Consider the following 25,753-nt stretch of genomic DNA (forward strand, 5'->3'; position numbering starts at 1 on the left):
CTGGTTAAAAATGGAAGGTTTTAAAAACGATAGCTGTTCCATCAGACACAAAAAGTATCTTTCCTAACAGAGCTATAACAAGTTTAGGAGGAGGAAATGGAATGGCAGACAAAGAGCTAAAAAGAGGCTTAGAATCCCGTCACATTCAAATGATCGCGCTAGGCGGAACAATTGGCGTTGGATTATTTATGGGATCAGCAAGCACCATCCAATGGACAGGTCCATCGGTATTGCTTGCTTACGCAATCTGCGGAATGTTTATTTTCTTTATTATGCGTGCCATGGGCGAAATGCTGTACATGGAACCAAGCACAGGTTCATTCGCTACATTTGGCCACAAATATATTCATCCATTAGCAGGTTATATGGCTGCGTGGAGCAACTGGTTTCAATTTGTAATCGTAGGTATGTCTGAAATTATAGCGGTAGGAGCATATATGCATTACTGGTTTCCCCATTTACCAGCTTGGGTGCCTGGTATTATCGCCATGTTGATTTTAGGCACAGCAAACTTAATTTCAGTAAAATCATTTGGAGAGTTTGAATTTTGGTTTGCGATGATTAAGATTGTAACAATTATTTTAATGATTATCGCAGGACTTGGGTTAATTTTCTTTGGATTTGGAAATGGCGGAGACGCAATCGGGTTATCAAACCTTTGGGCACACGGCGGCTTCTTTGCAGGTGGATGGTCAGGCTTTTTCTTTGCGCTATCTCTTGTTATTGCAGCTTATCAAGGAGTCGAGCTAATTGGTATTACAGCTGGTGAAGCAAAAGATCCTAAAAAAACGTTAACAAGCGCAATTCAAAGCATCATTTGGCGAATCTTAATTTTTTATATTGGAGCAATTTTTGTCATCGTGACGGTATATCCGTGGAATGAGTTAGATTCTTTAGGAAGTCCATTTGTATCTACATTTGCTAAAGTTGGTGTTACAGCAGCTGCAGGTATCATTAACTTTGTAGTTATTACAGCAGCGATGTCAGGCTGTAATAGTGGAATTTTTAGTGCAGGACGCATGCTTTATACGCTTGGTGTAAACGGTCAAGCACCTAAATTCTTTACGAAAATTTCTCGTAACGGTGTTCCAATTTACAGCACACTCGCTGTTATGATTGGGTTAGTAATTGGCGTTATTTTAAACTACATCGCTCCACCGAATGTATTTGTTTATGTATACAGCGCTAGCGTGCTTCCAGGAATGATTCCTTGGTTCATTATTCTTATCAGCCAAATTCGTTTCCGTAAAGCTAAAGGTGCTGAAATGAACAGTCATCCTTTCAAAATGCCTTTTGCGCCTGTAACAAACTATATAACTATTGCTTTTTTACTTATGGTGCTTGTAGGCATGTGGTTTAATGATGAAACGCGTATTTCACTTATTGTAGGGGTTATTTTCCTCGCTCTTGTTGTCATTAGTTTTTACGCATTCGGAATAAATAAGCGTATGATACCTGATACAGAGAACGGTCAAATAAAGAAATAAATATGCTTTTTCATAAGTGAAAGGCAAAACAAAAAAACGGCTGAGAAAAGCCGTTTTTTTGTTTTGTTTAAATGAAAGATACAAGAAAAATGTCATTGTACGCTGATAGTTTGGATAAACTATATTCGTTCATATAACGTAAAGGGAGCGAATATTATGAGAAGCCACAGATATATTATTAAAGATTCACTAAAAGCTGAGGAAGTTGCCCGAGATTTGGAACTGCAGCTGGATATAAACCGAATGTCGGATGTCAGAATCCTTTCGGTAAATGCACAAAACGAAATACTCGTTCAAATGGAGGAGGAGAACGAAGAAGCAGGAGATGTCATTGATGTATTTATGAAAGAGTATAAAACCGCAGAAATTATTGAATAGCATGTAATTGAGAAGAATATTGAGGGGTTTCGTTGAATAAATAAAAAGAAAACACCTTTACTTTTTATTTAAAAAGGAACGCACGAAGAAAACTTCTTGTTTATCAAGAAGTTTCTTTTGTATCTGAACATTTGTTTGTATAGGTAGGGAGAGGTGATGAAGGTGAAAAGAAATGGTGAGGGTCACGTCTTTTTTATTATTCTCGGAGGCCTGTTTATTTTAATAGGCACACTCTTTGCAAATACTTCCGTTTATTTTCTCATCTCCGGATGGATAGCAGCTGTCTGTTGTTTAGGAATCAGCGCTGTACTAAAGAAAGGAAAAACAAAATCAGTCAGTAAAGAGGAGGAAGAATAATAATTTTTATATAAAGATGGAAAGTAAATATATGAAAAGGAAGAATGGATATCCATTCTTCCTTAAGTCATGGTGTGTATGAAATTGTCTTAGAAACGTCCGCCGCCAAGTTGTTGCTCAGCTAATTGTACAAGACGTTTTGTGATTTCGCCGCCTACTGATCCGTTTGCACGTGCAGTAGTGTCAGCTCCTAAATTTACTCCGAACTCGCTAGCGATTTCATATTTCATTTGATCGATTGCTTGTTCAGCTCCGTATACTAATAATTCATTATTATTGCTGCTTTTGTTGTTTGCCATTGTATTCAACTCCTTTCTGTAACGTTAAGTTGTGAACAAAGGAAGAAGAATATGCAACAAACTGATATTTATTTTATAAAAAACGTATTTTTACGTTGTTTGTCCCTCTAGAAGCTTAACGGGAAGGCAGATTTCACGAGGTATATTGCTGAATTCTCCTTCAATTTCTTTTAGTAAAATATCAATGGCTGTTTGAGCAATCGATTCAATGGGCTGTTGAACTGTAGTTAGACCAGGTAACAAAGTCTGACTGGCCTCCGTTCCGTCATAGCCCACGATTTTTAAATCTCTTGGGATGTTTTTTCCTCTTTTTTGTGCTTCCGCAACTACTAAAGCTGCAAGTAAGTCATCACTTGCAAAAATACCATCTACTTCCGGATGTTCTTCGAAAACCTTAGAAATAGTTTCTCGCTGAATGTTGCGGTCAAAGGTATTTGAAATTTCATACGTGATAGGCTGTTTTCCGTCCTTTTTCATCACGTTTTCATAAGCTTTCCTTCTTAAGTTAGCTGGAGTTTCAAGTTTAAGGGGGCCGTTAATATGAACAATATGCTTACAACCTTTTGAAATGAGCAATTCCGTGGCTTGTTTTCCTCCAGAATAGTTATCAGAAGATACGGTAGGAATATCTTTCGATAAATAATGATCCACTGCTACCACAGGAAGACTTTGACTTTCTGAATCAAAAATACCTCTATTATAAGTAACGGCAATAACACCATCTACCTGATTTCTAATGAGCATCTCTACATATTTTTTTTCTTTATCAATTCGATTAAGACTGTTACAAAGAAGTACTTTGTAGTTAAGAGAAGCACATATACTTTCAATGTGAAAGGCTAACTCTCCGAAAAAAGGGTTGCTCGTTTGCGGGACAATCATACCGATTAAATTTGTTCGCTTATTAAATAATGAACGCGCAATATCATTTGGGAAATAATTAATTTCTTTCATTACTTTATAAACATTTTCTCGCGTTTCTTTGCTTATGTAACCACGGTTATTTAATACACGAGAAACGGTAGTCGGTGAAACACCTGCAATTTTTGCTACATCACTAATTTTGGCTTTCATCTAGTTTCCTCCTAATTTCTCCAAAGCATTGCTTTTATAGTATATATCAGACATGTAAAAGCCTTAAAATAAATGCAATCAAGCAAGCAGCTTTCCAGTCGTTACGTTTTATTTTAATCGATAAAAATCTATGTAAGAATTGTAAACGGTTTATTAAACAATTTAAACATACCACAAAGCCCACTTTTACACCTAATACAATCTTTTTGCAATATAAAGTATGAAACCGGTTGACATATGAAACCGGTTGACATAAAATCAAATTGAAAGTGCTTTCATTTTGTTAGATAAAAGATTTTATATCTTAAGCTAAAGGGGTAACTAAAATGAAAAGTTCAAAAAGTTTATATTGGAAGCTGAGTGCATATTTTTTCTTCTTCTTTTTTACGTGGTCGTCTAGCTACTCTTTATTTTCTATCTGGTTAGGGCAAGAGATTAAGTTGAACGGATCAGCTACAGGCTTAATCTTTTCTGTAAACGCTATCTTTGCTTTGTGTATGCAGCCTTTGTACGGATATATATCTGACAGGATAGGTTTAAAGAAACATATTTTATTTTTTATTAGCTGTCTTTTAGTGTTTGTAGGACCATTTTATATTTTTGTTTATGGACCTTTGCTTCAATACAATGTGTTGATAGGAGCTATTATTGGAGGCTTATATTTAGGAGTAGCGTTTTTGGCGGGCATCGGAGCGATTGAAACATACATAGAGAAAGTCAGCCGAAAATATAAATTTGAGTACGGAAAATCTAGAATGTGGGGGTCATTAGGCTGGGCTGTAGCTACATTTTTTGCAGGACAACTATTTAATATTAATCCCCATATTAACTTTTGGGTGGCATCTGTTTCAGCGGTTATCCTAATGGCTATTATTTTTTCTGTAAAAGTAGAAATGAGCAGCTATGAAATGGAAAAAGCTGAATCCGTCACGCTGAGAGATGTAGGTAATTTATTCTTATTGAAGGAATTTTGGTTTTTTATGATTTATGTTGTTGGCGTTACGTGCGTGTATGGGGTATACGATCAGCAATTTCCTATCTATTATGCATCTTTGTTTCCTACTGAATCGATAGGTAACCAAGTATTTGGCTACTTAAATTCGTTTCAAGTATTTTTAGAAGCTGGAATGATGTTCGCAGCACCGTTTATTGTAAATAAGATCGGTGCAAAAAATAGTTTAATTTTAGCAGGATTTCTAATGGGGTTTCGTATTATTGGGTCAGGGCTTGTTGTTGGTCCAATTGGAATATCTTCGATGAAACTTATTCATGCATTAGAACTTCCTATTATGCTCATTGCCATCTTTAAATATTTGGCAGCTAACTTTGACACGCGCCTATCTTCTATACTTTATTTGGTTGGATTCCAATTCGCTTCACAAATAGGTGCTTCAGTTCTTTCACCTATAGCCGGAGGATTATATGATAGCGTAGGTTTTTCCCGTACCTATTTAATTATGGGAGGTATGGTTTTGGTATTTAACGTTATTTCGATGTTTACACTACTAAACTCTAAAAAACACAAGTTTATGAGAAAAGATGTACAAGAAAAAACGCAGATTATATAGGGGGATATGATGATGTTAACGATAAATAAAATCGAACAAGCTCAACATTCATTAAATGAAGCAGAGAAAAAGGTAAATCATCAATACCGGTTAGGGTATCATATTATGGCGCCAGCGAACTGGATTAATGATCCGAATGGGTTGGTTCAGTATAAAGGAGAATATCATGTTTTTTATCAACATCATCCATATGACGAGAATTGGGGACCGATGCATTGGGGACATGTCAAAAGCAAAGATCTTGTTCATTGGCAGCATTTACCGATTGCTTTAGCTCCTGGAGATACATTTGATAAAGATGGATGTTTTTCTGGAAGTGCCGTAGATAACGAAGGAGAGCTTACGTTAATTTATACAGGACATAATTATATAGACAAAGAGCTGGATACTTTTTTTCAAAACCAAAATATAGCTGTTAGTAAAGACGGCATTACCTTTGAAAAAGCAGAGACCAACCCAGTTATTGCTGAGCCGCCAGCAGATAGCTCTCATCATTTTCGGGATCCTAAAGTATGGAAGCACGAAGATTTCTGGTATATGATTCTAGGAAACTCAACAAAGAAAAAAGAGGGACGTGTTATCTTATACCGATCTTCAAATCTACGAAAATGGGAATATGTTGGTGTTCTTGCTAAAAGCGATGGAGATCTAGGGTATATGTGGGAGTGCCCAGACTTCTTTGAGTTAGACGGAAAGCATGTGTTAATGATTTCTCCTCAAGGGATAGAAGCAAAAGGTGATTCTTATCACAACCTTTTCCAAACAGGATATTTAGTTGGAGAATATAATTATGAAACCAATACATTTCATCATGGGTCATTTACTGAATTAGATTACGGCCACGATTTTTATGCTGTTCAAACGCTTTTAGATGATAAAGGGCGGCGAATTGCAATTGGCTGGATGGACATGTGGGAAGCTAATATGCCAACGAAAGAGGATGGATGGTGCGGCGCGCTAACGCTTCCGAGAGAACTAACTTTAAGAGAGGATAAAGTGTTAATGAACCCCGTCCAAGAGCTTACATCACTTCGGAAAACTCAGTATAATATGCTAACCAATAAAGCTCTTTCTAACAGCTATGTAGTAGAAGTAAATGAAGACTTGCTAGAGATACAAGCTGTATTTGATTTAGCGGACTGCCAAGCTTCATCGGTAGGAATAAAAATTCGTGGAATAAACAACGAAGAAACGCTTATGTGTTACAACCTTAATGAGCAAAAGCTATTGCTTGACTGTACTTACTCGGGAAAAGAAGATGGAGTGAGGAAAGTAGCGTTACAAGCAGGTGAGACACTAGCTTTACGAATATTTGTGGACCGTTCTTCCGTTGAAGTATTTGCAAACGAAGGACAAGCGACCATGACGAGCCGTATTTATCCAAAAGAAAGCAGGCTCGGAATTGAGTTATTTACTGAAGGAGGAAACGTAATCGTAAAAGAGTTAACGTATTGGAATTTAAAAGATATTTGGGGGTAAAATACAGAGGAAGAAGTATATTAATACTTCTTCTTTTTTGAGCATTTAATAGCCCGTCAACAAAGTGGAGGTATATAAATGGATAAGGCACTTTAGATTAAAAGCACGAGCAAATACGATATAATAGTAAAAGAGATAATGAATGAAAGAGAAACTGTCCTGCTCTAAGATGCCCAGAAGAAAGTAGGACAGAGAAGGGCTACTGCGCTTATAAAACAACGATCAGTAAAGAAAGAATTATGTTTTAAGACACAAAAAGAAAAGGAGATACGATGACTAATCAAAAAGAAACAGGATGGAATTTACGTAATAGCTATGCGGAGTTACCAAACATCTTTTTTACGCCTCTTGATCCTAATCCAGTGAGTTCACCTAAAATAGTTAAATTTAACGACTCTTTAGCCGCATCTCTAGGGTTACAAAAAGAACAGCTGCAAAGCCCAGAAGGAGTTAGCATTTTGGCTGGAAACAGTGTCCCAAAAGGTGCTTTCCCGCTTGCACAAGCTTATGGGGGGCATCAATTTGGTCACTTTAACATGCTAGGAGACGGCCGGGCTATGCTGATAGGGGAGCAAGTTACGCCTTCGGGTGAGAAAGTAGATCTTCAGCTTAAAGGCTCAGGCCGAACTCCGTATTCCCGCGGAGGAGACGGTCGTGCAGCTCTAGGACCTATGCTGCGTGAGTATATTATTAGTGAGGCCATGCATGCTCTTGGTATTCCGACTACTCGGAGCCTAGCAGTCGTAACAACAGGCGAATCCATTGTTCGTGAAAAAGAACTGCCGGGGGCGATTTTGACGCGTGTAGCTTCCAGTCACCTTCGTTTTGGCACATTTCAGTTCGCTGCAAAATGGGGAACGGTCGAAAACCTTCAAGCTTTAGCTGACTATGCATTAGAACGTCACTTTCCCCATATAGAAAAGAATGAAAAAAAATATTTATCATTGCTTCAAGAAGTGATTAAGCGTCACGCTACCCTAGTTGCCAAATGGCAGCTTATTGGTTTTATTCATGGCGTCATGAATACGGATAATATGACAATTAGTGGAGAAACAATTGATTATGGACCATGTGCATTTATGGATACCTATGATCCAGAAACTGTATTTAGTTCAATTGATGTACAAGGGCGCTACGCTTATCAAAATCAACCAGGCATTACAGGGTGGAATCTTGCGAGGTTTGCTGAGGCTTTATTACTGCTATTGGATCAAGATATAGAAAAAGCAGTTGAAATAGCGCAAAGCGCCGTGATGGAATTTCCAAAATTCTATCGGGAAAACTGGCTGGCAGGTATGCAGGCTAAACTTGGGCTTTTTAACGAAGAAAAAGAAGATGAAGCATTATTCCAAGAGCTTCTTACAATAATGAAAACCTATAAAGCTGACTATACAAATATGTTTCGTGCATTAACTTTCGATAAGCTAGAAAATAGTGATCTGTTTAAAAGCAAAGAGTTTGCACAGTGGCATGAGCTATGGCAGAAAAGACTAGGTAGACAACAACAATCTAAAGCGGATTCACAAGAGCTTATGAAAAATAATAATCCGGCTGTCATTCCTCGAAATCACCGAGTGGAAGAAGCGTTAAACGCAGCACAAAAAGAAGACTACAGCGTCATGGAAACCCTTCTTGAAGTGCTTTCTAGCCCATATGAATCTCCGGGTCAGCCAGAGTATTGTACACCGTCTGCTCCGTCTAATCAGCCTTATCAAACGTACTGCGGAACTTGATTCATTTAAATAAGAACTGCTATTTAAAAACAGCATAAATGATATCAAAAAGAGCTCTTTATAAAGAGCTCTTTTTGATTTTCTGAAAAATGTATTATTGATTATTAAAATGATAACGATTTCTCGTGAAAAGCTACATAAAATTTAACAGGATAAAAGAATCAAATTGAAAAGTAATCATCTAATTCTTTTGTCTCTTATTATTGCCAATAGGAACTATTATATAATAAATTATTCCACTATTTCACAAAAAATACATTAACGATATTTTTTTGAAAATGGCTTACTTTAACAGCTGTAGAAGAGCTTATAAAAAATAGCAGGTTAAATATGATGATGAATTTGCCCATTTAATCAAAAAGTTGAAGGTTTAAGACTTTATAACCAAATAAAAAATACAAGGGGAGAAAAATGAGATAATCACTCCATTTTACCTATTTGACTTTTCAATATTATGCAAGTAATCTTGGAAAGGTAATGGAACCGGTTCTGTTATTTCGCCAGATTGATATTACTTCTCGATACATAGAAAATGAATTGCTTGTGAGTGACACAAGAAAAGGTATTATACAAAAGGGAGAAAAACAGATGAATATTAAGAAAATCGCAAAGCAAACTACAGCTTTATCTTTTGCTACAGCTCTGTTAGTAGGTGCTGGATCTCAAACATGGGCTGCTGAAAGCAATCATAAAGATACCAACAATAATTATGGAGTTTCCCATATTACGCGTGATAACATGCTGAAAATTCCTCAGCAGCAAAAAAGCGAACAGTTTAAAGTTCCAGCTTTTGATAAATCAACAATCAAAAATATTGCCTCTGCAAAAGGGTATGATAAATCGGGCAATTTAATTGATTTAGACGTATGGGACAGCTGGCCTCTGCAAAATGCTGACGGAACAGTAGCCAACTATCATGGTTACCAAGTTGTATTTGCACTAGCAGGTGATCCGAAAGATGCTGATGATACATCTATTTATGTGTTTTATCAAAAAATCGGTGAAGATTCGATTGACAGTTGGAAAAATGCAGGAAGAGTGTTCAAAGACAGTGACAAATTTGTACCGAATGATCCTCATTTGAAAAAGCAAACACAAGAATGGTCAGGATCTGCTACTTTAACATCAGACGGAAAAATACGCTTATTCTATACTAACTTTTCAGGTACAAACTATGGAAAACAAACCTTAACAACAGCTCAAGTAAATGTATCCCAGCCAAGTGGAGATACGTTAAAAATTGAAGGTGTTGAAGATCATAAATCCATTTTTGATGGTGATGGTAAAAAGTATCAAAATATTCAGCAGTTTATTGACGAAGGCGCATATGGTTCAGGAGATAATCATACGTTGAGAGATCCTCACTATGTAGAGGATAAAGGGCATAAATACCTTGTGTTTGAAGCAAACACAGGAACTGAAGATGGTTATCAAGGTGAAGATTCCCTTTACAATCGAGCTTACTACGGTGGAAATAATCCATTTTTCCAATCAGAAAAAGAGAAATTACTTCAGAGCTCTAATAAAAAGAAAGCCTCTTTAGCAAACGGTGCATTAGGCATTGTTGAACTAAATAACGATTATACCTTGAAAAAAGTAATGGATCCACTGATTACTTCAAACACGGTGACAGATGAAATTGAACGCGCAAATGTATTTAAAAAAGATGGGAAATGGTACTTATTCACAGATTCTCGCGGATCTAAAATGACTATTGATGGTATCGGCCAAGATGATGTATATATGCTAGGGTACGTATCAAATACGCTGACAGGAAAATACAAGCCGCTAAATGATACAGGACTTGTTTTACATATGGACCTCGACCCTAATGACAAAACGTTTACGTATTCACATTTTGCAGTTCCACAAGTGAAAGGAGACACTGTCGTAATCACAAGTTACATGACAAACAGAGGCTTCTATTCAGAGGAACATTCTACTTTTGCTCCTAGCTTCTTGTTAAATATTAAAGGATCAAAAACAGCTGTTGTGAAAAACAGTATTTTACCACAAGGGCAATTAAGTACGGATAAATAATTTTTAAAAACGAAAGAAGATGGCGACAACTGCTGCTGTTTTCTTTCGTTTTATTATTTAATCAAAAATGTGCTGTAACCGCAGCGGTGATTAAAATAAAAAAGCAGTATCTACATTAATAGTTATTTAAAGAAAATGAAACATTCAGACAGACTATAACTTTAAGAATGAAACCGGTTGACATGCAGGTTTGACTAACTTAATATATTTACATATAATGGTTTGAAGCGTTTTCATAGATTAGTATGACATGAGGGTACTTGTAGATGAAATAGCTTGTAGTAGTAGGGAATGATCATTTCTTTGAAAGAGAAAATCCCAATCGTGAACTGAAAATAAAGAAGGTGCTTCTAATGAAACGAATTGATAAGGTATACAATCAGCTGTTGAGTAATTTTCAAGAGTTTACAGAAGTGGAACTTTTACATAAACAAGGAAGCTCAGCGGTTGAAATTGCTGAACAGTTAGATTTAGAGAGATCTAATGTAAGTCTTGAACTTAATAAACTTGTCCGCATGCAAAAAGTAATCAAAATTAAAATGTTCCCCGTTCGCTACGTTCCGCTAGAGGTTGTCGAAACCATTTGTCGTCAAAAGTGGGATACGAATAAGATGGAAGTAGAAAAACTAGAGCAGCTATCTAATGTGGGAAAAGAAGAAGCTCTTCCTGCTAATCCTTTTGAATTAATGATTGGAGCTACAGGCAGTTTGAAAAAATCGATTTCTCAAGCAAAAGCTGCTGTTCTTTACCCGCCTAATGGATTACATATGCTGCTATTAGGTCCCACGGGATCGGGAAAATCTCTTTTTGCAAAACGAATCTATCAATTTGCCTTATATTCAGAGAGGCTAAAAACAGATGCCCCGTTCATTACCTTTAACTGCGCTGATTATTACCATAATCCTCAATTACTTCTTTCTCAGTTATTTGGTCATAAGCAAGGGAGTTTCACTGGAGCAACTGAAAGTAAAGTAGGTTTAGTAGAACAAGCAAATGAAGGGATTCTCTTTATGGATGAAGTACACCGGCTTCCTCCCGAAGGCCAAGAAATGCTTTTTTACCTCATTGATCAAGGTACGTACAATCGCCTAGGGGAAACAGATCACAAGCGAACGTCTAAGGTATTAATTATTTGTGCTACAACTGAAAATCCCGGTTCAGCCTTACTGCAAACTTTCTTAAGAAGAATTCCGATGACTATCCATATTCCCTCATTAGAAGAGAGGTCTTTAAAAGAAAAAATTCGCCTCACCACGTTTCTTTTAGAACAAGAGGCTAAACGAATTAATAAAAAGCTAAGTGTCCACATTGATGTATTAAATGCTTTAATCCACACTGAAAAATTCGGGAATGTAGGGCAGTTAAAGTCGAATGTGCAGCTCGTTTGCGCACACGGATTTTTAAATAACCTTGATAGTAAACATATGGTGGAACTTACAGTGCGAGATCTGCCTGATGATATTAAACGAGATTGGATTTCGAATAGTAAAAATATGGAGCGCAGCAAAAAAATTTCTGAATATGTAAACCTTAAAACGATTATCTCCCCGGCTATGGAGAGCCAAGAAATAAAAATGGAGGAAGACGTATCATTTAATTTATATCAGTTAATAGAAGAAAAAGTAGATGTTTTAACAAAAGAAGGTTTATCTCAAGAAGACATCAATCAGTATATTCTTACCGACATTCATTTGAATGTTCGGAGCTTTTTTAATCAAAAAAATGGCCAGAGCTCTAATTTAATGAAATTCGTAGAAGACGATGTGATTCAGCTTACAAAAGAATTAAAACAGTTGGCTGAAAAAGAATTGAACTGTAAATTTGATCGCAGGTTTATTCATTTTTTAAGTATGCATATGGAATCCTTTTTAAAGCGAAAAAAACAAGTAGACGTATTAAATACAAAGGAGATAGATGAAATTCGCGAAACATATCCAAAAGAATATGCGGTAGCACTGCTTTTTAAAAATCGAATTGAAAAGTGGTTTAACATTAGCGTGCCGGAAATAGAAGTCATTTATCTCACAATGGTTATTCAATCGATTCGAACGTTAGAAGAAAATAAACGAGTAGGGATTGTAGTTGCTGCGCATGGAAACAGCACGGCAACTTCTATGGTTGAAGTTGCTACGGAGCTTTTAGGAAGCACTCCTATTATAGCTATTGATGTGCCTTTGACGGTATCTCCGGTTGAAATTGTAGACAGGTTAATCCAAGGAATTAAGAAAGTAGATGAAGGAGAAGGCGTATTAATGCTTGTGGACATGGGCTCGCTTGCCATGTTAGAAAGCAAGTTGGAACAAAAAACAGGGACTAAAATTAAAACCATCAGCAATGTGACGACGTCTATGGTGTTAGACACCGTTAGAAAAGTAAATTATTTAGATTTAAATTTATATGCCATATTTGATTCGGTGCAAAAAGACTTTATGGAATTTATAGATAAGCAGCAGCACGTGTTTGGAAAAAAGAAAGCACTTGTTTCTATTTGTACAACAGGAAGCGGTACAGCAAAACAATTAGAAAAAATCTTAACGATTATTTCACGCAAAGTATCTCAAGAACCTATTAAAATTCTAACCGTTTCTTCTATTAAATTAGCAGCAAACATTCGAGAAATTCAAAAAGAATATGAAATTGTTGCAACAGCAGGTACTAAAAATCCAAGGATTGATGCGCCTCATGTATCATTAGAAGTCCTCATTGAAGGGCAGGGAGAGCGAATACTTCAACAGGCAATTACAAAAGAAACGATACGCTATGATGACGAGAAAACCGAAGCGAATATTGTGGTGCGCGAACTTTGCGAAGAAAACTTGCGAAAGTACCTTCTATTTATTAATCCGTACCTCATAAGTGAGATTCTGTTAGAGTGGTTAAGTCATGTACAAGATGAGTTAGAAATGGAATTAAGCAACACTGTTATGATTCGAATTGTGATGCATACAGCCTTTGCTTTAGAAAGAATGATAAAAAATGAACCTCTTACTTTTCCAGAGGATGAAGAAATCACTCATCAGTTAGAAAATATTTATCAAAAAACGGAAAAAACATTACAAGCCGTCGAAAAAAAGCTGAAACTTACCTTAACAAGAGATGAAAAATTATTTATTGCCACCATTTTTGCGGATGAAATGTAAAAATCATATTATAATTCTGAGAAACTAGTTTGATTTATATGCCACTAGTTTCTTTTTTTATCCCACTTTTTAAATAACAGAAAAACCTGTATTAAAACGCATGACGTTTTGATACAGGTTTGTTTATTTTAAGAAACCTGTATCAACAACACAGAAAAAGGTATTGAAAAATAAATGAAAGCGCTTAATACTCTTTGTTGGCACGATACTTGCAATAAATAAGTGTAGAACGTAAAAGAGAGGAGCAAGTGTACATGATTTCAGTCATTATTAGTGGACATGGTGATTTCGCGCCAGCGTTAGAGGGGTCTTCCAAAATGATATTTGGTGAAGAGAATCACGTAGTAGCCGTACCTTTTCTAAAAGGAGAGGGTATCCAAACCCTTGAAGAAAAATATAAACAGGCACTAGAGGAAATGCCCTTAGAAAATGAAGTGCTTTTTTTAGTCGATATTTTCGGAGGTACACCCTACAATGCGGCTACTCCATATATCCTTAAAAATAAAACAGCGGATATGGTATCCGGAGTTAACTTGCCTATGCTATTAGAAGTGTTAGCCATGAGGGAACACGTTACATTAAAAGAGATGCTAGGAAGATTAAAGCAAGTGAATGAAGAAAGTTTTCAAGTGTGCAGTGAACATTTGGAGAAAATCCAGCAAGCAAACCAAATCGGAGAGGATGGATTATTATGAAAATCGTTTTAGCAAGAATTGATGACCGCTTTATTCACGGGCAGGTATTAACAAGATGGATCAAAACAAATGCAGCAGATCGAATTATCATTGTTTCAGATGAGGTGGCAGCGGATGAAATGCGAAAAACGCTTATTCTTTCTGTGGCCCCTTCGAATGTAAAAGCGAGCGCTGTCTCGATTTCTAAAATGACAAAAGCATTTCACAGCCCTCGTTATCAGGATACAACAGCCATGCTGCTGTTTGAAAATCCCGCAGACATTGTCGCTCTTGTTCAAGCGGGCGTACCTATTGAGACAGTAAACGTAGGCGGCATGCGTTTTGCTAATGACCGAAAACAAATCACTAAATCTGTAAGCGTTACCGAAAAAGATATCGATGCTTTTGAGAAACTGCAGGAACTAGGCGTAAAGCTTGAGCTGCGCCAATTACCTTCAGATTCTAGTGAAAATTTTATTCAACTACTGAGAAATGAAACAAAAATCAAATAAGGAGATGAGTTTATGTCTTCCATACAAATTATTTTATTATTAGTCATTGCAGCGGTAACTGGCATCGCAAGCGTGTTGGACGAAGGGCAATCCCATCGTCCTCTCATTGCCTGCACATTAGTAGGCTTGGTGCTTGGAGATTTAAAAACCGGCATTATTTTAGGTGGAACACTGGAATTAATGGCTCTTGGATGGATGAATGTTGGATTGGCGATGGCACCTGATACGGCTGTTGCTTCTGTTATTTCAACTATTTTAGTTATCACAGCTGGTCAGGGTATTGGTGAAGGCATTGCGGTAGCCATAGCTTTAGCAGCTGCAGGGCAAGTGCTCACCATTTTTGTTCGTACCATTACAGTATTTTTAATTCATCGAGCTGATAAGTATGCGGAAGAAGGAAATTTTAAAGGAATTGAAATTATGCATATTACTGCTATGGGTTTTCAAGCTCTCCGCGTTATGATTCCAACTTTAATTGTTACATTAATCAGCGTAAGCGCCGTGCAAACTTTCCTCGGAAATATTCCGGAAGTTATTACAAAAGGCCTGCAAATTGGAGGAGGAATTATCGTGGTCGTAGGATACGCCATGGTTATCAATATGATGAACATTCCTCATTTAAAGCCCTTTTTCTATATCGGGTTCTTATTGGCGGCATTTACAGGGTTTAACCTGGTAGGATTTGGAGCGCTGGGTCTTTGTTTAGCACTTCTTTATCAGCAAGTAATGCAGCAGCGAAATCAAATGCAGCCGGCAGGCGTTCCCGCAGCTACAGGGAGCGAACAAGTATATGATGATGACGATGATTTAGATGCCTAAACGGCGAACTTAAGGGAGGGATAGAGATGGAAAATGAAAAAAGATTAACGAAAAAAGATATCTTTAGCATGTTCATTCGTTCGAATTTTTTACTCGGTTCATTTAACTTTGAGCGTGTTCAAGCAATGGGCTACTGTTATGTTATGATTCCAGCAATCAAGCGCTTATATGGACCAGGAGCTCAGCGAAATGCAGCATTAAAACGTCATTTAGAATGGTTCAATACACACCCATGGATTTCCGCACCTATATTCGGCGTCACGGCAGCAATGGAAGAAGAAATGGCAAACAAAAAAGATTTTGATGAAAAAGCTATCAGCGGAATGAAAATTGGATTAATGGGCCCGCTTGCTGGTGTAGGAGACCCTATTTTCTGGGGAACGCTTCGACCAGTTCTCGCAGCCCTAGGCGCATCGCTTGCGTTAGGAGGGAATATTGCCGGGCCACTGCTGTTTTTCATCTTAATTAATGCAATTCGATTAAGTACAAAATATTATGGATTAAAATATGGCTACTTAAAAGGAACAGAAATTTTAAAAGATTTAGTAGGCAATCGAATTCAAAAACTGACAGAAGGTGCATCCATTTTAGGACTCTTCGTAATGGGAGCGTTGGTTTCGAAATGGACCACTATTAATATACCAGTGGTTGTTTCTAGGATCAAAGATGATTCTGGTAAAGTTGTGGTAAAAACCGTGCAAGACGTACTTGATAGTATTCTACCGGGGCTACTTCCTTTAGCGCTAACTTTATTAGTAGCATGGATGCTTCGAAAAGGTACAAATCCGCTGCTTATTATTTTCGGTATTTTCTTAATTGGTATAGGAGGTTATTGGATAGGCTTTTTAGGTTGATAAATAAGAGGAGTCATCTATTCTTCTAACATCTGCTGGTGAAAATGTTTTATATAACCAGTATGCAAATAAAGGAGGAAAGGAAGATGAAAAGAACCGTTAAAAAGTTATTGATGATTGGAGTCGCTTGTTCTATAAGCTTGTTTTCTGCATACCCTGTATTAGCTGATAATACAGGGTATTATCAAGAAAAATACCGGAATCAATTTCATTTTTCTCCAGAAGCGAACTGGATGAACGATCCAAATGGAATGGTTTATTATAACGGAGAGTATCACCTTTTTTATCAGTATTATCCTTACGGTACCACTTGGGGACCTATGCACTGGGGGCATGCGGTTAGTACAGACTTGGTGAAATGGAAACACCTGCCGATTGCTCTTTCTCCAGACGAGAACGGAGAGATCTTTTCAGGAAGTGCCGTTATCGATTGGAATAATACCGCAGGGTTTGGAAAAGAAGCAATGGTAGCTATCTTTACACACTCGGGCAATAAAGGACAAGTGCAAAGTCTAGTATACAGCACGGACAGCGGAAGAACGTGGACCAAATATGAAGGAAATCCTGTTATGCCGAATCCCCCAGTTCCTGACTGGCGCGACCCAAAAGTGTTTTGGCACGACCAAACCAAGCAGTGGGTGATGTCTTTAGCTGCTAAAGATAAAATTATGTTTTATACATCACCTGACTTGAAAAATTGGAAATACGCAAGTGAGTTTGGACCTGATGGAGGCATCCAAGCAAACGGTCAAAGTAGTGCCTACTCATATACTTTATCCGAACAAAAAGGTCAATCCTTTACTCTAGAGGGAGAAATTACGCTTGTAGAAAAGAATGGACGCGCAGGCGCAGGCGGTCTTGTTTTTCGTTCTAATAAAGACGCAACAAACGCATATACCGTCAATTTAGATGCTGAAAAGAACCTCTTAACACTTAACAAAGTAGAGAAAGGAAACGTAACAACCGTTGTTTCAAAGTCGATGAGGCTTGATACATCACAAGCATATCATGTAAAAGTAGAAGCAAACAGTCACTACTTTAAGGTATTGCTAAACGGCAAACAGGTTCTAGAAGGCAGTGATGCATCTTTTGAAAATGGTCAGTTTGGATTAACAGCATGGAATTCCACAGCTGTCTTTCGTCATGTTAAATTTACGAATCAATCTAATTTTATAACCAATCTATCTAACTGGAAACCTATTACTGGAACGTGGAATGATACTGCTGCTGGAAAACTTGGTAAATCTGACAGCGATGGATATATCATAAGTGAAGAACAGGGAGATCAGTTCATTTTCAAGTCAAATATGACATTTTTAGATGCAAATGGTTCAGGTGCACTACTCTTTCGAGCAGACGCGGAAGCCAAAAACGGATATATAGCTAGCGTGGATGCTTCTAAAGATACAGTCAAACTAGTAAAGCTTCAAAATGGCATTTCAACTGTCCTTGCCGAAACAAACGAAAAAATTGATACGAGCAAATCACATCAAGTAAAAGTAACTGCATCGGGAAATAAACTTGATTTGCATATAGACGATAACTTCACCCTTACTGCAAAAGATGAAACTTTTTCAAAAGGATTGTTTGGACTACACGTTAATCAATCTTCAGTCCAGTTTCAAGACGTTAATATGACTAAGTTTATTGATACGGATGAAAAAGAAATTAAAAATAAAAGTTTTGAAACAGGAGATCTCACCGGCTGGAAAACGATAAAGGGAAATGCATTCACAAACGATCATGTAACGGATGCAACCGCAAATTGGAGCGGTCTTTTTGAACAAAAAGGAAAGTATCATTTATGGGGTTTTTCTGATAAGCAAGATGGCGATAATGCCACTGGAGAATTACATTCGTCTTATTTTAAATTGAGCGGCTCAGGTGAAATCAATTTGTTAATGGGAGGCGGAAACGACTCCACAAACCGCTATGTCTCCTTAGTCAGAGCATCTGACGATAAAGAATTGATTCGTCAAGCGAATACAAAGTTTGCAGATGAAAAGTATCAGCCCTACGTGTGGGATGCTTCTAAGTATATAGGAGAAGTACTGTACATTAAAGCCGTTGATCAAGCTGTAGGCGGATGGGGGCATATTAATCTAGATGATGTTAATGTATTTAATACAGAAAAAATGCCGGATAAAGTAGACAGTGTAGCAAAAGAACCGGAGGAAGTTAAACAAAGGGAAGGCGGAGAGCTTTCAGATTGGAATACTGTGTCAGGAGAATGGGTGAAATCAACTCATGGAAGCAACGGAGGGATTTGGGAGTGTCCTACTTTACTTGAACTGCCGGTTGATGGAGACAGCACAAAGAAAAAATGGGTGCTGCAGGTCAGCATCAATGATGGAGCGTCAGCTGGAGGTTCAGGTATGCAGTACTTTGTTGGTGATTTTGACGGAAAAACATTTAAAAATGAAAACCCGCCAGAGGAAGTGCTTTGGACAGATTATGGTGCCGACTTTTATGCTGCTGTAGATTGGAGCGGAGTTGAAGGAGATAACGGAGAAAAGTATTGGCTAGGCTGGATGAGCAACTGGCAATATGCCAACAATACCCCAACTACTACTTGGAGAAGCTCTATGTCAATCCCAAGAAAAATAGAACTCACCAACACAGCAAAAGGGCTTCGTTTAAAACAAATACCTGTTTCAATTGATTCAATTCGCAATAAGCAAGAAAAAAAGGTGTTGAAGAATCTGATGGTTACTGAAAACAAAAATCTTCTTTCAGGCATACAGGAAAACAAATATGAAATCATTGCAGAATTCGATGTTTCAAATACAGATGCACAAGAATTTGGTTTTCAAATTCAAAAAGAAGGCAGTGAAAATACAAAAGTCAGCTATAACGTAAACAAGCAGCGATTATTTGTTGACCGAACAAACTCTGGAAGTTTTGATTTTGGTGAAAATGTGAAAGACAAACACTCTGTTTCCATGCTTCCAAAAGACGGAAAGGTTAAGCTTCATATGTTTGTAGACCAGTCATCTGTAGAAGTATTTGGTAATGACGGCACTGAAGTAATAACAGATCAGCTCTTTCCAAAGCTTTCAAGCAATAAAATAAGGCTTTATAGCAAAGGAGGAGGTGTAAAATTGAATTCTCTAAAGATGTATCCATTAAAATCTATTTGGAATAAAAGTCCTGTTGATACAAACTTATCAGGGTGGAAAAGCATTAGCGGACTATGGGCCGATACGATTAATGGAAAACAAGGACGAAGCAAAGAAGATGCCTTTGCTTTATCATCAGAAAAAGCAAAGAATTTTATATATGAGGCAAAGATAAAGGTGTTAGCCGATTCTGTTTCAAATTCTACAGGAGCAGGAGCGCTAGTATTCCGTTCGGATGAACAGGCAAATAACGCTTATGCTGCGAATGTAGATGTGCTTAATAATCAAGTAAAACTCATTGCGTTTAGAGACGGAATAGGCAAGGATCTCATTATTTACGATGATGGGGGAAAGTTGGATTTAAAGACAAATACGGATTATCGCTTGAAAGTAACGGCTGAAGGAGAACACATTCAAGTTTATCTCGATGATAAGCTTGTGATTGATGCAGTGGACCATACCTTTTCAGAAGGCTATGCGGGGTTGAATGTGTGGAATTCTACTAGTTTGTTTAATGAAGTGAAGCTTGAAATAGTGGATTAAGGGATTGTGAAAGCTGCCGTTTACTAAGGCAGCTTTCTTGATCAGTTTATAGTAATTTTTCTAGGGGGCCTAAGAAGCTGAACGCACTTCTTCTCTTAATTCATAATAACTAAGCTTTTTCTCAATGACTACAAACAGCCTTTCAAAGAAAAAGCAAAGAATCCAGTAAATAAGTGAAGCGACCAGATACATTTCTAAATATCTATACCCATCATTGGCGATGACCTTAGATATCGCCATAATTTCAACTACTTTTACCGCAAAAGCAAGAGAAGTGGCTTTAATTAAACTAATAAAAATGTTTCCAAGGTTAGGAATAGCGGCTACTAAAGATTGGGGGAAGATAATTCTTTTAATAGCTTGAAAAGTAGTCATTCCTATTGAATATGCAGCTTCAAATTGACCACGGTCAATGGTTTGAATAGAAGAACGGAATACCTCTGATTGATAAGCAGAGGTATTTAATGTGTACGCAATTAAAGCATAAATTAAAGGTGAAATAGTATCCCCACCTAAGTGCCATCCTTGAGTCTCGTTTAGAAATTCTATAAAAATAGGGATTCCGTAGAAAAATACATAGAGCTGTACGAGCAATGGAGTGCCTCTCATAAATGAGACGTATATAACAGCTATTTGCTTTAACAGTGGAATTTTATATATTCTGCATCCCGCAATGAAAAGACCAAAAATACTTCCTAACGCCATTGAAATGATCGATATTGTTAGTGTTAAAGGCACACCTTTTAAGACTTCAGGAGTTTGCTCCAAAGCAAATCGCAAATCAATAATAGGCAATCATGTTCACTCCTTTACTAGTGCAGGTTATTTAGAGATGCTGACCCTGCCTTTTTTAAGATGTTTCTCTAAATAACTGACTATGATTTCAATTACGATACACATGCTCCAATAAACAAGTGAAATCGTAACATAAATTTCAAACATTCCTATTCCATAGTTGTTGCCCAAAATAAGGCGAACTTGCCCCATAATATCAATAATCCCAATGCTAAAAGCAAGTGCAGTATCTTTTAATAATGAAATCGTAGCATTTCCTAAATTAGGTAGTGCTGCTACAAACGCTTGAGGAAGGATAATTCTTCTTAAGGATTGAAAATAGTTCATGCCTATACTATACGCTGCTTCGAACTGCCCTTTATCAATCGAGAGATATGCTGAACGAATAACTTCTGATAAAGGAGCGGCAGTATGTAAGGAAAAAGCAATCACCAAGAAAGTGATGCGACTCCAGCTGTTAATGTCGATATGGACAAGGAGCAGCAGCTGAGGAAGGCCAAAGTATACAAGAAACAGCTGAACAAGCAGCGGTGTACAGCGCATAAAAGATAAATAGATGGTAGCCATTTTAGAAAGAACAGGCTTTTTTTGAATGCGTATCAGGGCAATCACGAAACCTAAAAGCAACGAAAAAAGTAGAGAAAGGCCTAACATAAATAGTGTTAAAGGAAGTTTATCTACCACTTGCCACAATAGTTTTAACCAATCATGAAAATCAGTACTAATCATATCTCACCCCGCCTTAATGATGAATTCTTATACTCATTTAATCTTGGAAATTGAAGTTTTGCTGATTAATATACTTTAAGTCTTTAAAGAAATTTACTTTAAACCATTTTTCAGCCAAGTTTTCTAGCGTCCCGTCATTTTTTAATTTGACTGTCGCTTTATCAATTTCATCAGCAAGTTTTTGATTATTTTTATTAAAGACTAACCAAGTTGGTTCTTTTGATACAATGCCTCCTACTTTTAAATTTAATTTGAGCTGTTTTTGTACTTCGTTAAATGTTGTTACGTTTAAAAAAATAGCATCCGCTTTACCTTTATCCACTAACTTTAAGTTTTCTGCCGTAGAAGGGTTATCAATGCTTTCTAATGTTAAAGGCTTAGTGGCATGTTCTTTGTTATAAGCATTCAAAATAGCGCGCAATCCACCTGTAGCAGATACGGGTGGAAACTTTTTATCTACCATATCGTCAAGTGTTTTGATATCATTCCGTGATTTTTGTGTCACTAAGGCCGTTAAAGAATAACCATATTCATGTGCAGGATAAAGAAACTTTTCTTCACGTTCAGGGTTTTTAAAGAACCAATTGATGGCGAAATCATATTTTCCTGTCGAGACACCTACCAAATTTGTTTCTTCTTCCCCAAGCGTATATTCAAATTTGTATTCCGGAAGCTTTTTTTCAAGCTGTTTTAAATAATCCATATCATATCCAACAGGCTCATTCTGGTCGTTCGTAAATAGAAAAGGCGGATTTACTTCATCACTCAAAGCAACTTTGACTACTTTTTTATCGCTATTTTCTGAGCTAGAGCTTTGAGAGCATCCTCCTAAAGCCATAATAAGTCCAATTGCAAAAGCTAAAGTAAAGTATAATTTTTTCATCGTTTTATTCCTCCCGATACTAATTTCTGTGTGACGAATAATAAAAAAGCACCGAAAAAGCTGCTAAAAAGCTTTTTCGGTGCCATTGGTGATCCAGTAGGCAGTGAACATATACTTACTACTACAATAGAGGAAGTATATTCTAACAGTAAAAAATTTTTAAATAAGATTTGGAATTCCACAAACTATATATTACCGATAGAATTAATATGAATTATATCGATGTATTCCTGTTTTTGTCAATGTCATAAATGCAAAGAAAAGTATTCTTGCTTAAGTAATAGAAAGCTATTCACTATATAAGAATAAGAAAAGAGAAATCATAAGTTATACAAATCATCTTTTAATTGAGTTTTCTTATATAAATCTTTTATTATTCCTATACTGAAAATTATATTAAAAATAAACATTGACAATTTTCGGATAATAAAGTTAAATTAATGTAAATAAAACTTTATAAAAACAACTCTTATCAAGAGCGGTGGAGGGACTGGCCCTTTGAAGCCCGGCAACCCAACAATACACGTATTGTTTTGGTGCTAAATCCAGCAATGTGCATATTATGTGCATTGGAAGATAAGAGAACCGATCGTAAACTATCGCTTCTCTTAATCTTTAAGGGAGGCGTTTTTTTATGGAGAAAATAAAGGAGAGAATAAAAACATGAAAAAAGTAACAAAAGCAATTGGACTTACTTTAGTGGCAGCATCGCTGTTGGTGTCAGCAGCCTGCAGTAAAACAGAAGCACAAGCATTAGATTCGAAAAAGATTACAATCGGTGTAACGGGTGGACCTCACCAGCAAATTGCAGATCAGGTGAAAAAATTAGCCAAGAAAGATGGTATTGATATTACGGTAAAAGTCTTTAATGACTATAACACTCCTAATACAGCATTAGATCAACATGATTTAGATAGTAATAACTATCAAACCCTGCCTTTTCTAAAGCAGCAAGTGGAAGATAAAAATTATAAGATTACAGATGTGTTCAAAACAGTAGCATTCCCGATGGGTATTTATGCAAATAGCTTAAAAAATGTTAGTGAGCTCAAAAAAGGAGACAAAATTGCAGTACCAAACGACCCAAGCAACGAATACCGCGCGCTCAAACTATTTGAATCTGCAGGAGTTATTAAATTAAAAGATGGTGTGAAAACAACGGCTACTAAAAAAGATGTTGCTGAAAATAAGCTTGATCTTCAAATCGTAGAACTAGAGGCGTCTCAACTTCCTTCTCAGTTGGATGAGGTAGCTGCAGCAGCCATTAATACAAACTTTGCAATGGGAGCGGGTTTATCGATTAATGATGATGCAATCTATCATGAAAAAATAAAAAATAATCCATATCCAAACTATTTTGTTGTCCGTACAGAGAATAAACAAGATAAAATTATTGATAAACTAGAAAAATATTATCATTCAGATACAATTCGTACATACATAGAAAAAGAATTTAAAGGTTCTGTTGTACCGGCATTTTAAGGAGGGGCTAGAATGATTGAACTGAAGAAAACTTCTAAAACCTATAAAGTGAACGGAAAAGCGGTAGAAGCTGTTAAAGATGTTTCGTTAACGATTAATAAAGGTGAAGTATTCGGTGTTATTGGATATAGCGGAGCTGGAAAGAGCACATTAATTCGCTGCATTAATTTATTGGAAAAACCGACTTCTGGAGAGGTCATCATTGATGGAAAAAATCTATCAAAGCTAAGTAAGCAAGAGCTGCAGAAAACGAGAAGGAAAATCGGCATGATTTTTCAAGGCTACAATTTATTAAAAACGGCAACAGTTTACGACAACATAGCGATTCCATTAAAGCTAGAAGGCGTAAACAAAAAATTAATTCAGGAGCGCGTAGAAAAATATTTATCAATCGTAGGACTTTTAGATAAACAAAATCATTATCCTTCACAACTTTCCGGCGGACAGAAGCAGCGTGTTGCTATTGCTCGTGCGCTAGCGCATGAACCTGAGATTTTATTAAGCGATGAAGCAACTAGTGCACTTGATCCCGAAACGACCGAAGCCATTTTGAGCTTACTGTTAAAGATTAATAAAGAGCTTGGATTAACAATCTTTTTAATCACGCATGAGTTAAAGGTGGTACAACGCATTTGTGACCGAATTGCAGTTATGGAAAATGGATACGTCGTAGAACAAGGTACAGTCGTTTCCCTTTTTACTAACCCTAAGCATCCGACAACAAAGCGCTTTGTAGAATCTGAAAATACTTTCACTATTCCGTCTGAAATAATGGCGTCTTATCGCAGTACCGGTAAGCTGGTTTCTTTGCACTTTGTTGGAAATGAGCTTTCAGAAGAACCAGCTTTAGCTTTAGTTTCTCGGAAATTTAATGTATTGCCAAGCATATTAGCAGGGGGAATTGAACAGCTAAAAAACCACACTCTTGGTAAGTTACTCGTTCATTTACGTGGTGAAAAGGAAGAATATGAACAAGCGATTACATACTTAACAAATCAAGGCGTAATTGTAGAGGAGGTAAACTAAATGGCTGCTTTCTTTAATGAGTGGGGAAGTGTAATTTGGGAAGGTTTATTACAAACCGCTACGATGACCATTATCTCGTTAATTATTGCCATCATCATTGGTTTACCAATGGGAATTTTTTTAGTAATGACAAGACCAGGTGGGCAAGCTGAAAATGTGTGGGTATATCGAACGTGCAACTGGATTATTAATATTATTCGATCCATTCCTTTTATCATTTTATTATTTTTCATCCTTCCATTCACTAAACTAGTTGCAGGTACTACAATTGGCGTACAAGGTGTTATTGTCCCTTTAGTTGTGTATACAGCCCCTTATATAGCTAGGTTAATGGAATCTGCATTACTTGAAGTAGATAAAGGTATTATAGAAGCTTATCAATCAATGGGAATCTCAACACTAAAAATTATTTGGTATGTTGTTGTTAGAGAAGCACGTTCAGGTATTATTCTTGGGCTGACAATAGCTACTATTGGTCTTATTGGGGCGACGGCGATGGCAGGGCTTGTTGGAGCAGGAGGGCTTGGAGACATTGCTTTTCAATACGGACACTTACGTTTTGAGCCCACTGTTATGTATACAACCATTTTAATTTTGATTGTTATTGTTCAGTTGATACAGTCCTTGGGGAATTATTCAGCAAGGAAATTAAAAAAAGACAGCTGACTATAAAAATAAGAAGCTCACGCATTCTAGGTGCGTGAGCTTCTTATTTAAATGGAACAAATCTTTAGTTCTTCTATAACTAACGGGTGAATGACA

General features: G+C 36.9%; 21 protein-coding genes and 1 riboswitch. Of the genes, 16 read left to right on the forward strand and 5 right to left on the reverse strand.

Features of this window, described 5'->3' with window-relative positions:
• Positions 1-101: 101 nt before the first annotated feature.
• From MKY06_RS07925 to MKY06_RS07935, 3 genes are all read left to right on the forward strand, one after another.
• Positions 102-1,487, forward strand: a complete 1,386-nt coding sequence (locus tag MKY06_RS07925; protein ID WP_064471506.1) for an amino acid permease — start codon at positions 102-104, stop codon at positions 1,485-1,487.
• 156 nt (positions 1,488-1,643) lie between these two features.
• Complete coding sequence (locus MKY06_RS07930; protein WP_098287231.1) at positions 1,644-1,865, forward strand: hypothetical protein; 222 nt, start codon at positions 1,644-1,646, stop codon at positions 1,863-1,865.
• A 156-nt stretch (positions 1,866-2,021) separates the two neighbouring features.
• The gene (locus MKY06_RS07935) at positions 2,022-2,222 is read left to right on the forward strand and encodes a hypothetical protein (RefSeq protein WP_013056287.1); all 201 of its coding nucleotides are present in this window, start codon (positions 2,022-2,024) and stop codon (positions 2,220-2,222) included.
• An 89-nt stretch (positions 2,223-2,311) separates the two neighbouring features.
• Here the strand turns inward: MKY06_RS07935 and MKY06_RS07940 are convergent, their stop codons facing one another.
• Together MKY06_RS07940 and MKY06_RS07945 are read right to left on the reverse strand one after the other, a co-directional pair.
• On the reverse strand, positions 2,312-2,521 hold the full coding sequence (locus MKY06_RS07940; RefSeq protein WP_013058452.1) for an alpha/beta-type small acid-soluble spore protein: 210 nt from the start codon (positions 2,519-2,521) through the stop codon (positions 2,312-2,314).
• A 90-nt stretch (positions 2,522-2,611) separates the two neighbouring features.
• Positions 2,612-3,595 (reverse strand): LacI family DNA-binding transcriptional regulator, encoded by a 984-nt coding sequence (locus tag MKY06_RS07945; protein WP_340960538.1) that lies wholly within the window; start codon positions 3,593-3,595, stop codon positions 2,612-2,614.
• Between the two features lie 326 nt (positions 3,596-3,921).
• On the opposite strand from MKY06_RS07945, the gene MKY06_RS07950 reads away from it, so the two are divergent.
• From MKY06_RS07950 to MKY06_RS07995, 10 genes are all read left to right on the forward strand, one after another.
• Positions 3,922-5,163, forward strand: a complete 1,242-nt coding sequence (locus MKY06_RS07950) for an MFS transporter (protein ID WP_078081655.1) — start codon at positions 3,922-3,924, stop codon at positions 5,161-5,163.
• Positions 5,164-5,184: 21 nt separating this feature from the next.
• Positions 5,185-6,642: a glycoside hydrolase family 32 protein gene (locus tag MKY06_RS07955; protein ID WP_029324235.1), complete on the forward strand. Its 1,458-nt coding sequence runs from the start codon at positions 5,185-5,187 to the stop codon at positions 6,640-6,642.
• Positions 6,643-6,914: 272 nt separating this feature from the next.
• Positions 6,915-8,375 carry a protein adenylyltransferase SelO gene (locus tag MKY06_RS07960; RefSeq protein WP_272812254.1) on the forward strand — a complete coding sequence of 487 codons (1,461 nt, stop codon included), beginning with the start codon at positions 6,915-6,917 and terminating at the stop codon, positions 8,373-8,375.
• 588 nt (positions 8,376-8,963) lie between these two features.
• Positions 8,964-10,415: a glycoside hydrolase family 68 protein gene (locus MKY06_RS07965; RefSeq protein ID WP_194757955.1), complete on the forward strand. Its 1,452-nt coding sequence runs from the start codon at positions 8,964-8,966 to the stop codon at positions 10,413-10,415.
• 353 nt (positions 10,416-10,768) lie between these two features.
• Entirely contained in the window at positions 10,769-13,555 is a 2,787-nt protein-coding gene (locus MKY06_RS07970) for a sigma 54-interacting transcriptional regulator (protein ID WP_194757954.1), read from the forward strand.
• Positions 13,556-13,809: 254 nt separating this feature from the next.
• Positions 13,810-14,250 (forward strand): mannose/fructose/sorbose PTS transporter subunit IIA, encoded by a 441-nt coding sequence (locus MKY06_RS07975; protein WP_014460796.1) that lies wholly within the window; start codon positions 13,810-13,812, stop codon positions 14,248-14,250.
• Positions 14,247-14,741 carry a PTS system mannose/fructose/N-acetylgalactosamine-transporter subunit IIB gene (locus MKY06_RS07980; RefSeq protein WP_013056296.1) on the forward strand — a complete coding sequence of 165 codons (495 nt, stop codon included), beginning with the start codon at positions 14,247-14,249 and terminating at the stop codon, positions 14,739-14,741. Before MKY06_RS07975 ends, MKY06_RS07980 begins: the two co-directional genes overlap by 4 nt.
• 12 nt (positions 14,742-14,753) lie before the next feature.
• A complete protein-coding gene (locus MKY06_RS07985) occupies positions 14,754-15,560 on the forward strand; it encodes a PTS mannose/fructose/sorbose transporter subunit IIC (RefSeq protein ID WP_098278445.1) in 807 nt (268 codons plus the stop codon).
• A gap of 26 nt (positions 15,561-15,586) precedes the next feature.
• Positions 15,587-16,414, forward strand: coding sequence for a mannose/fructose/sorbose PTS transporter subunit IID (locus MKY06_RS07990; RefSeq protein WP_013056298.1), 828 nt, complete (start codon positions 15,587-15,589; stop codon positions 16,412-16,414).
• A gap of 86 nt (positions 16,415-16,500) precedes the next feature.
• On the forward strand, positions 16,501-20,076 hold the full coding sequence (locus MKY06_RS07995) for a GH32 C-terminal domain-containing protein (protein ID WP_340960541.1): 3,576 nt from the start codon (positions 16,501-16,503) through the stop codon (positions 20,074-20,076).
• Between the two features lie 69 nt (positions 20,077-20,145).
• On the opposite strand, the gene MKY06_RS08000 is transcribed toward MKY06_RS07995, so the two are convergent.
• The 3 genes from MKY06_RS08000 to MKY06_RS08010 are packed head-to-tail and all read right to left on the reverse strand — an operon-like array spanning position 20,146 to position 22,483.
• Positions 20,146-20,871, reverse strand: a complete 726-nt coding sequence (locus tag MKY06_RS08000) for an amino acid ABC transporter permease (protein ID WP_098757518.1) — start codon at positions 20,869-20,871, stop codon at positions 20,146-20,148.
• Positions 20,872-20,898: 27 nt separating this feature from the next.
• Positions 20,899-21,600 (reverse strand): amino acid ABC transporter permease, encoded by a 702-nt coding sequence (locus MKY06_RS08005; RefSeq protein WP_064471512.1) that lies wholly within the window; start codon positions 21,598-21,600, stop codon positions 20,899-20,901.
• A gap of 37 nt (positions 21,601-21,637) precedes the next feature.
• Complete coding sequence (locus MKY06_RS08010; protein ID WP_029324250.1) at positions 21,638-22,483, reverse strand: transporter substrate-binding domain-containing protein; 846 nt, start codon at positions 22,481-22,483, stop codon at positions 21,638-21,640.
• Positions 22,484-22,949: 466 nt separating this feature from the next.
• Positions 22,950-23,066: riboswitch (SAM riboswitch) on the forward strand.
• 80 nt (positions 23,067-23,146) lie between these two features.
• Here MKY06_RS08010 and MKY06_RS08015 point away from each other — a divergent pair.
• The 3 genes from MKY06_RS08015 to MKY06_RS08025 are packed head-to-tail and all read left to right on the forward strand — an operon-like array spanning position 23,147 to position 25,657.
• Complete coding sequence (locus MKY06_RS08015; RefSeq protein ID WP_063671118.1) at positions 23,147-23,965, forward strand: MetQ/NlpA family ABC transporter substrate-binding protein; 819 nt, start codon at positions 23,147-23,149, stop codon at positions 23,963-23,965.
• A gap of 12 nt (positions 23,966-23,977) precedes the next feature.
• A complete protein-coding gene (locus MKY06_RS08020) occupies positions 23,978-24,991 on the forward strand; it encodes a methionine ABC transporter ATP-binding protein (protein ID WP_218812737.1) in 1,014 nt (337 codons plus the stop codon).
• Entirely contained in the window at positions 24,992-25,657 is a 666-nt protein-coding gene (locus MKY06_RS08025) for a methionine ABC transporter permease (protein WP_057274649.1), read from the forward strand.
• The last annotated feature ends 96 nt before the right edge of the window (positions 25,658-25,753 follow it).

This window comes from Priestia sp. FSL P4-0332 (assembly GCF_038005845.1).
Taxonomy (GTDB): Bacteria; Bacillota; Bacilli; order Bacillales; family Bacillaceae_H; genus Priestia.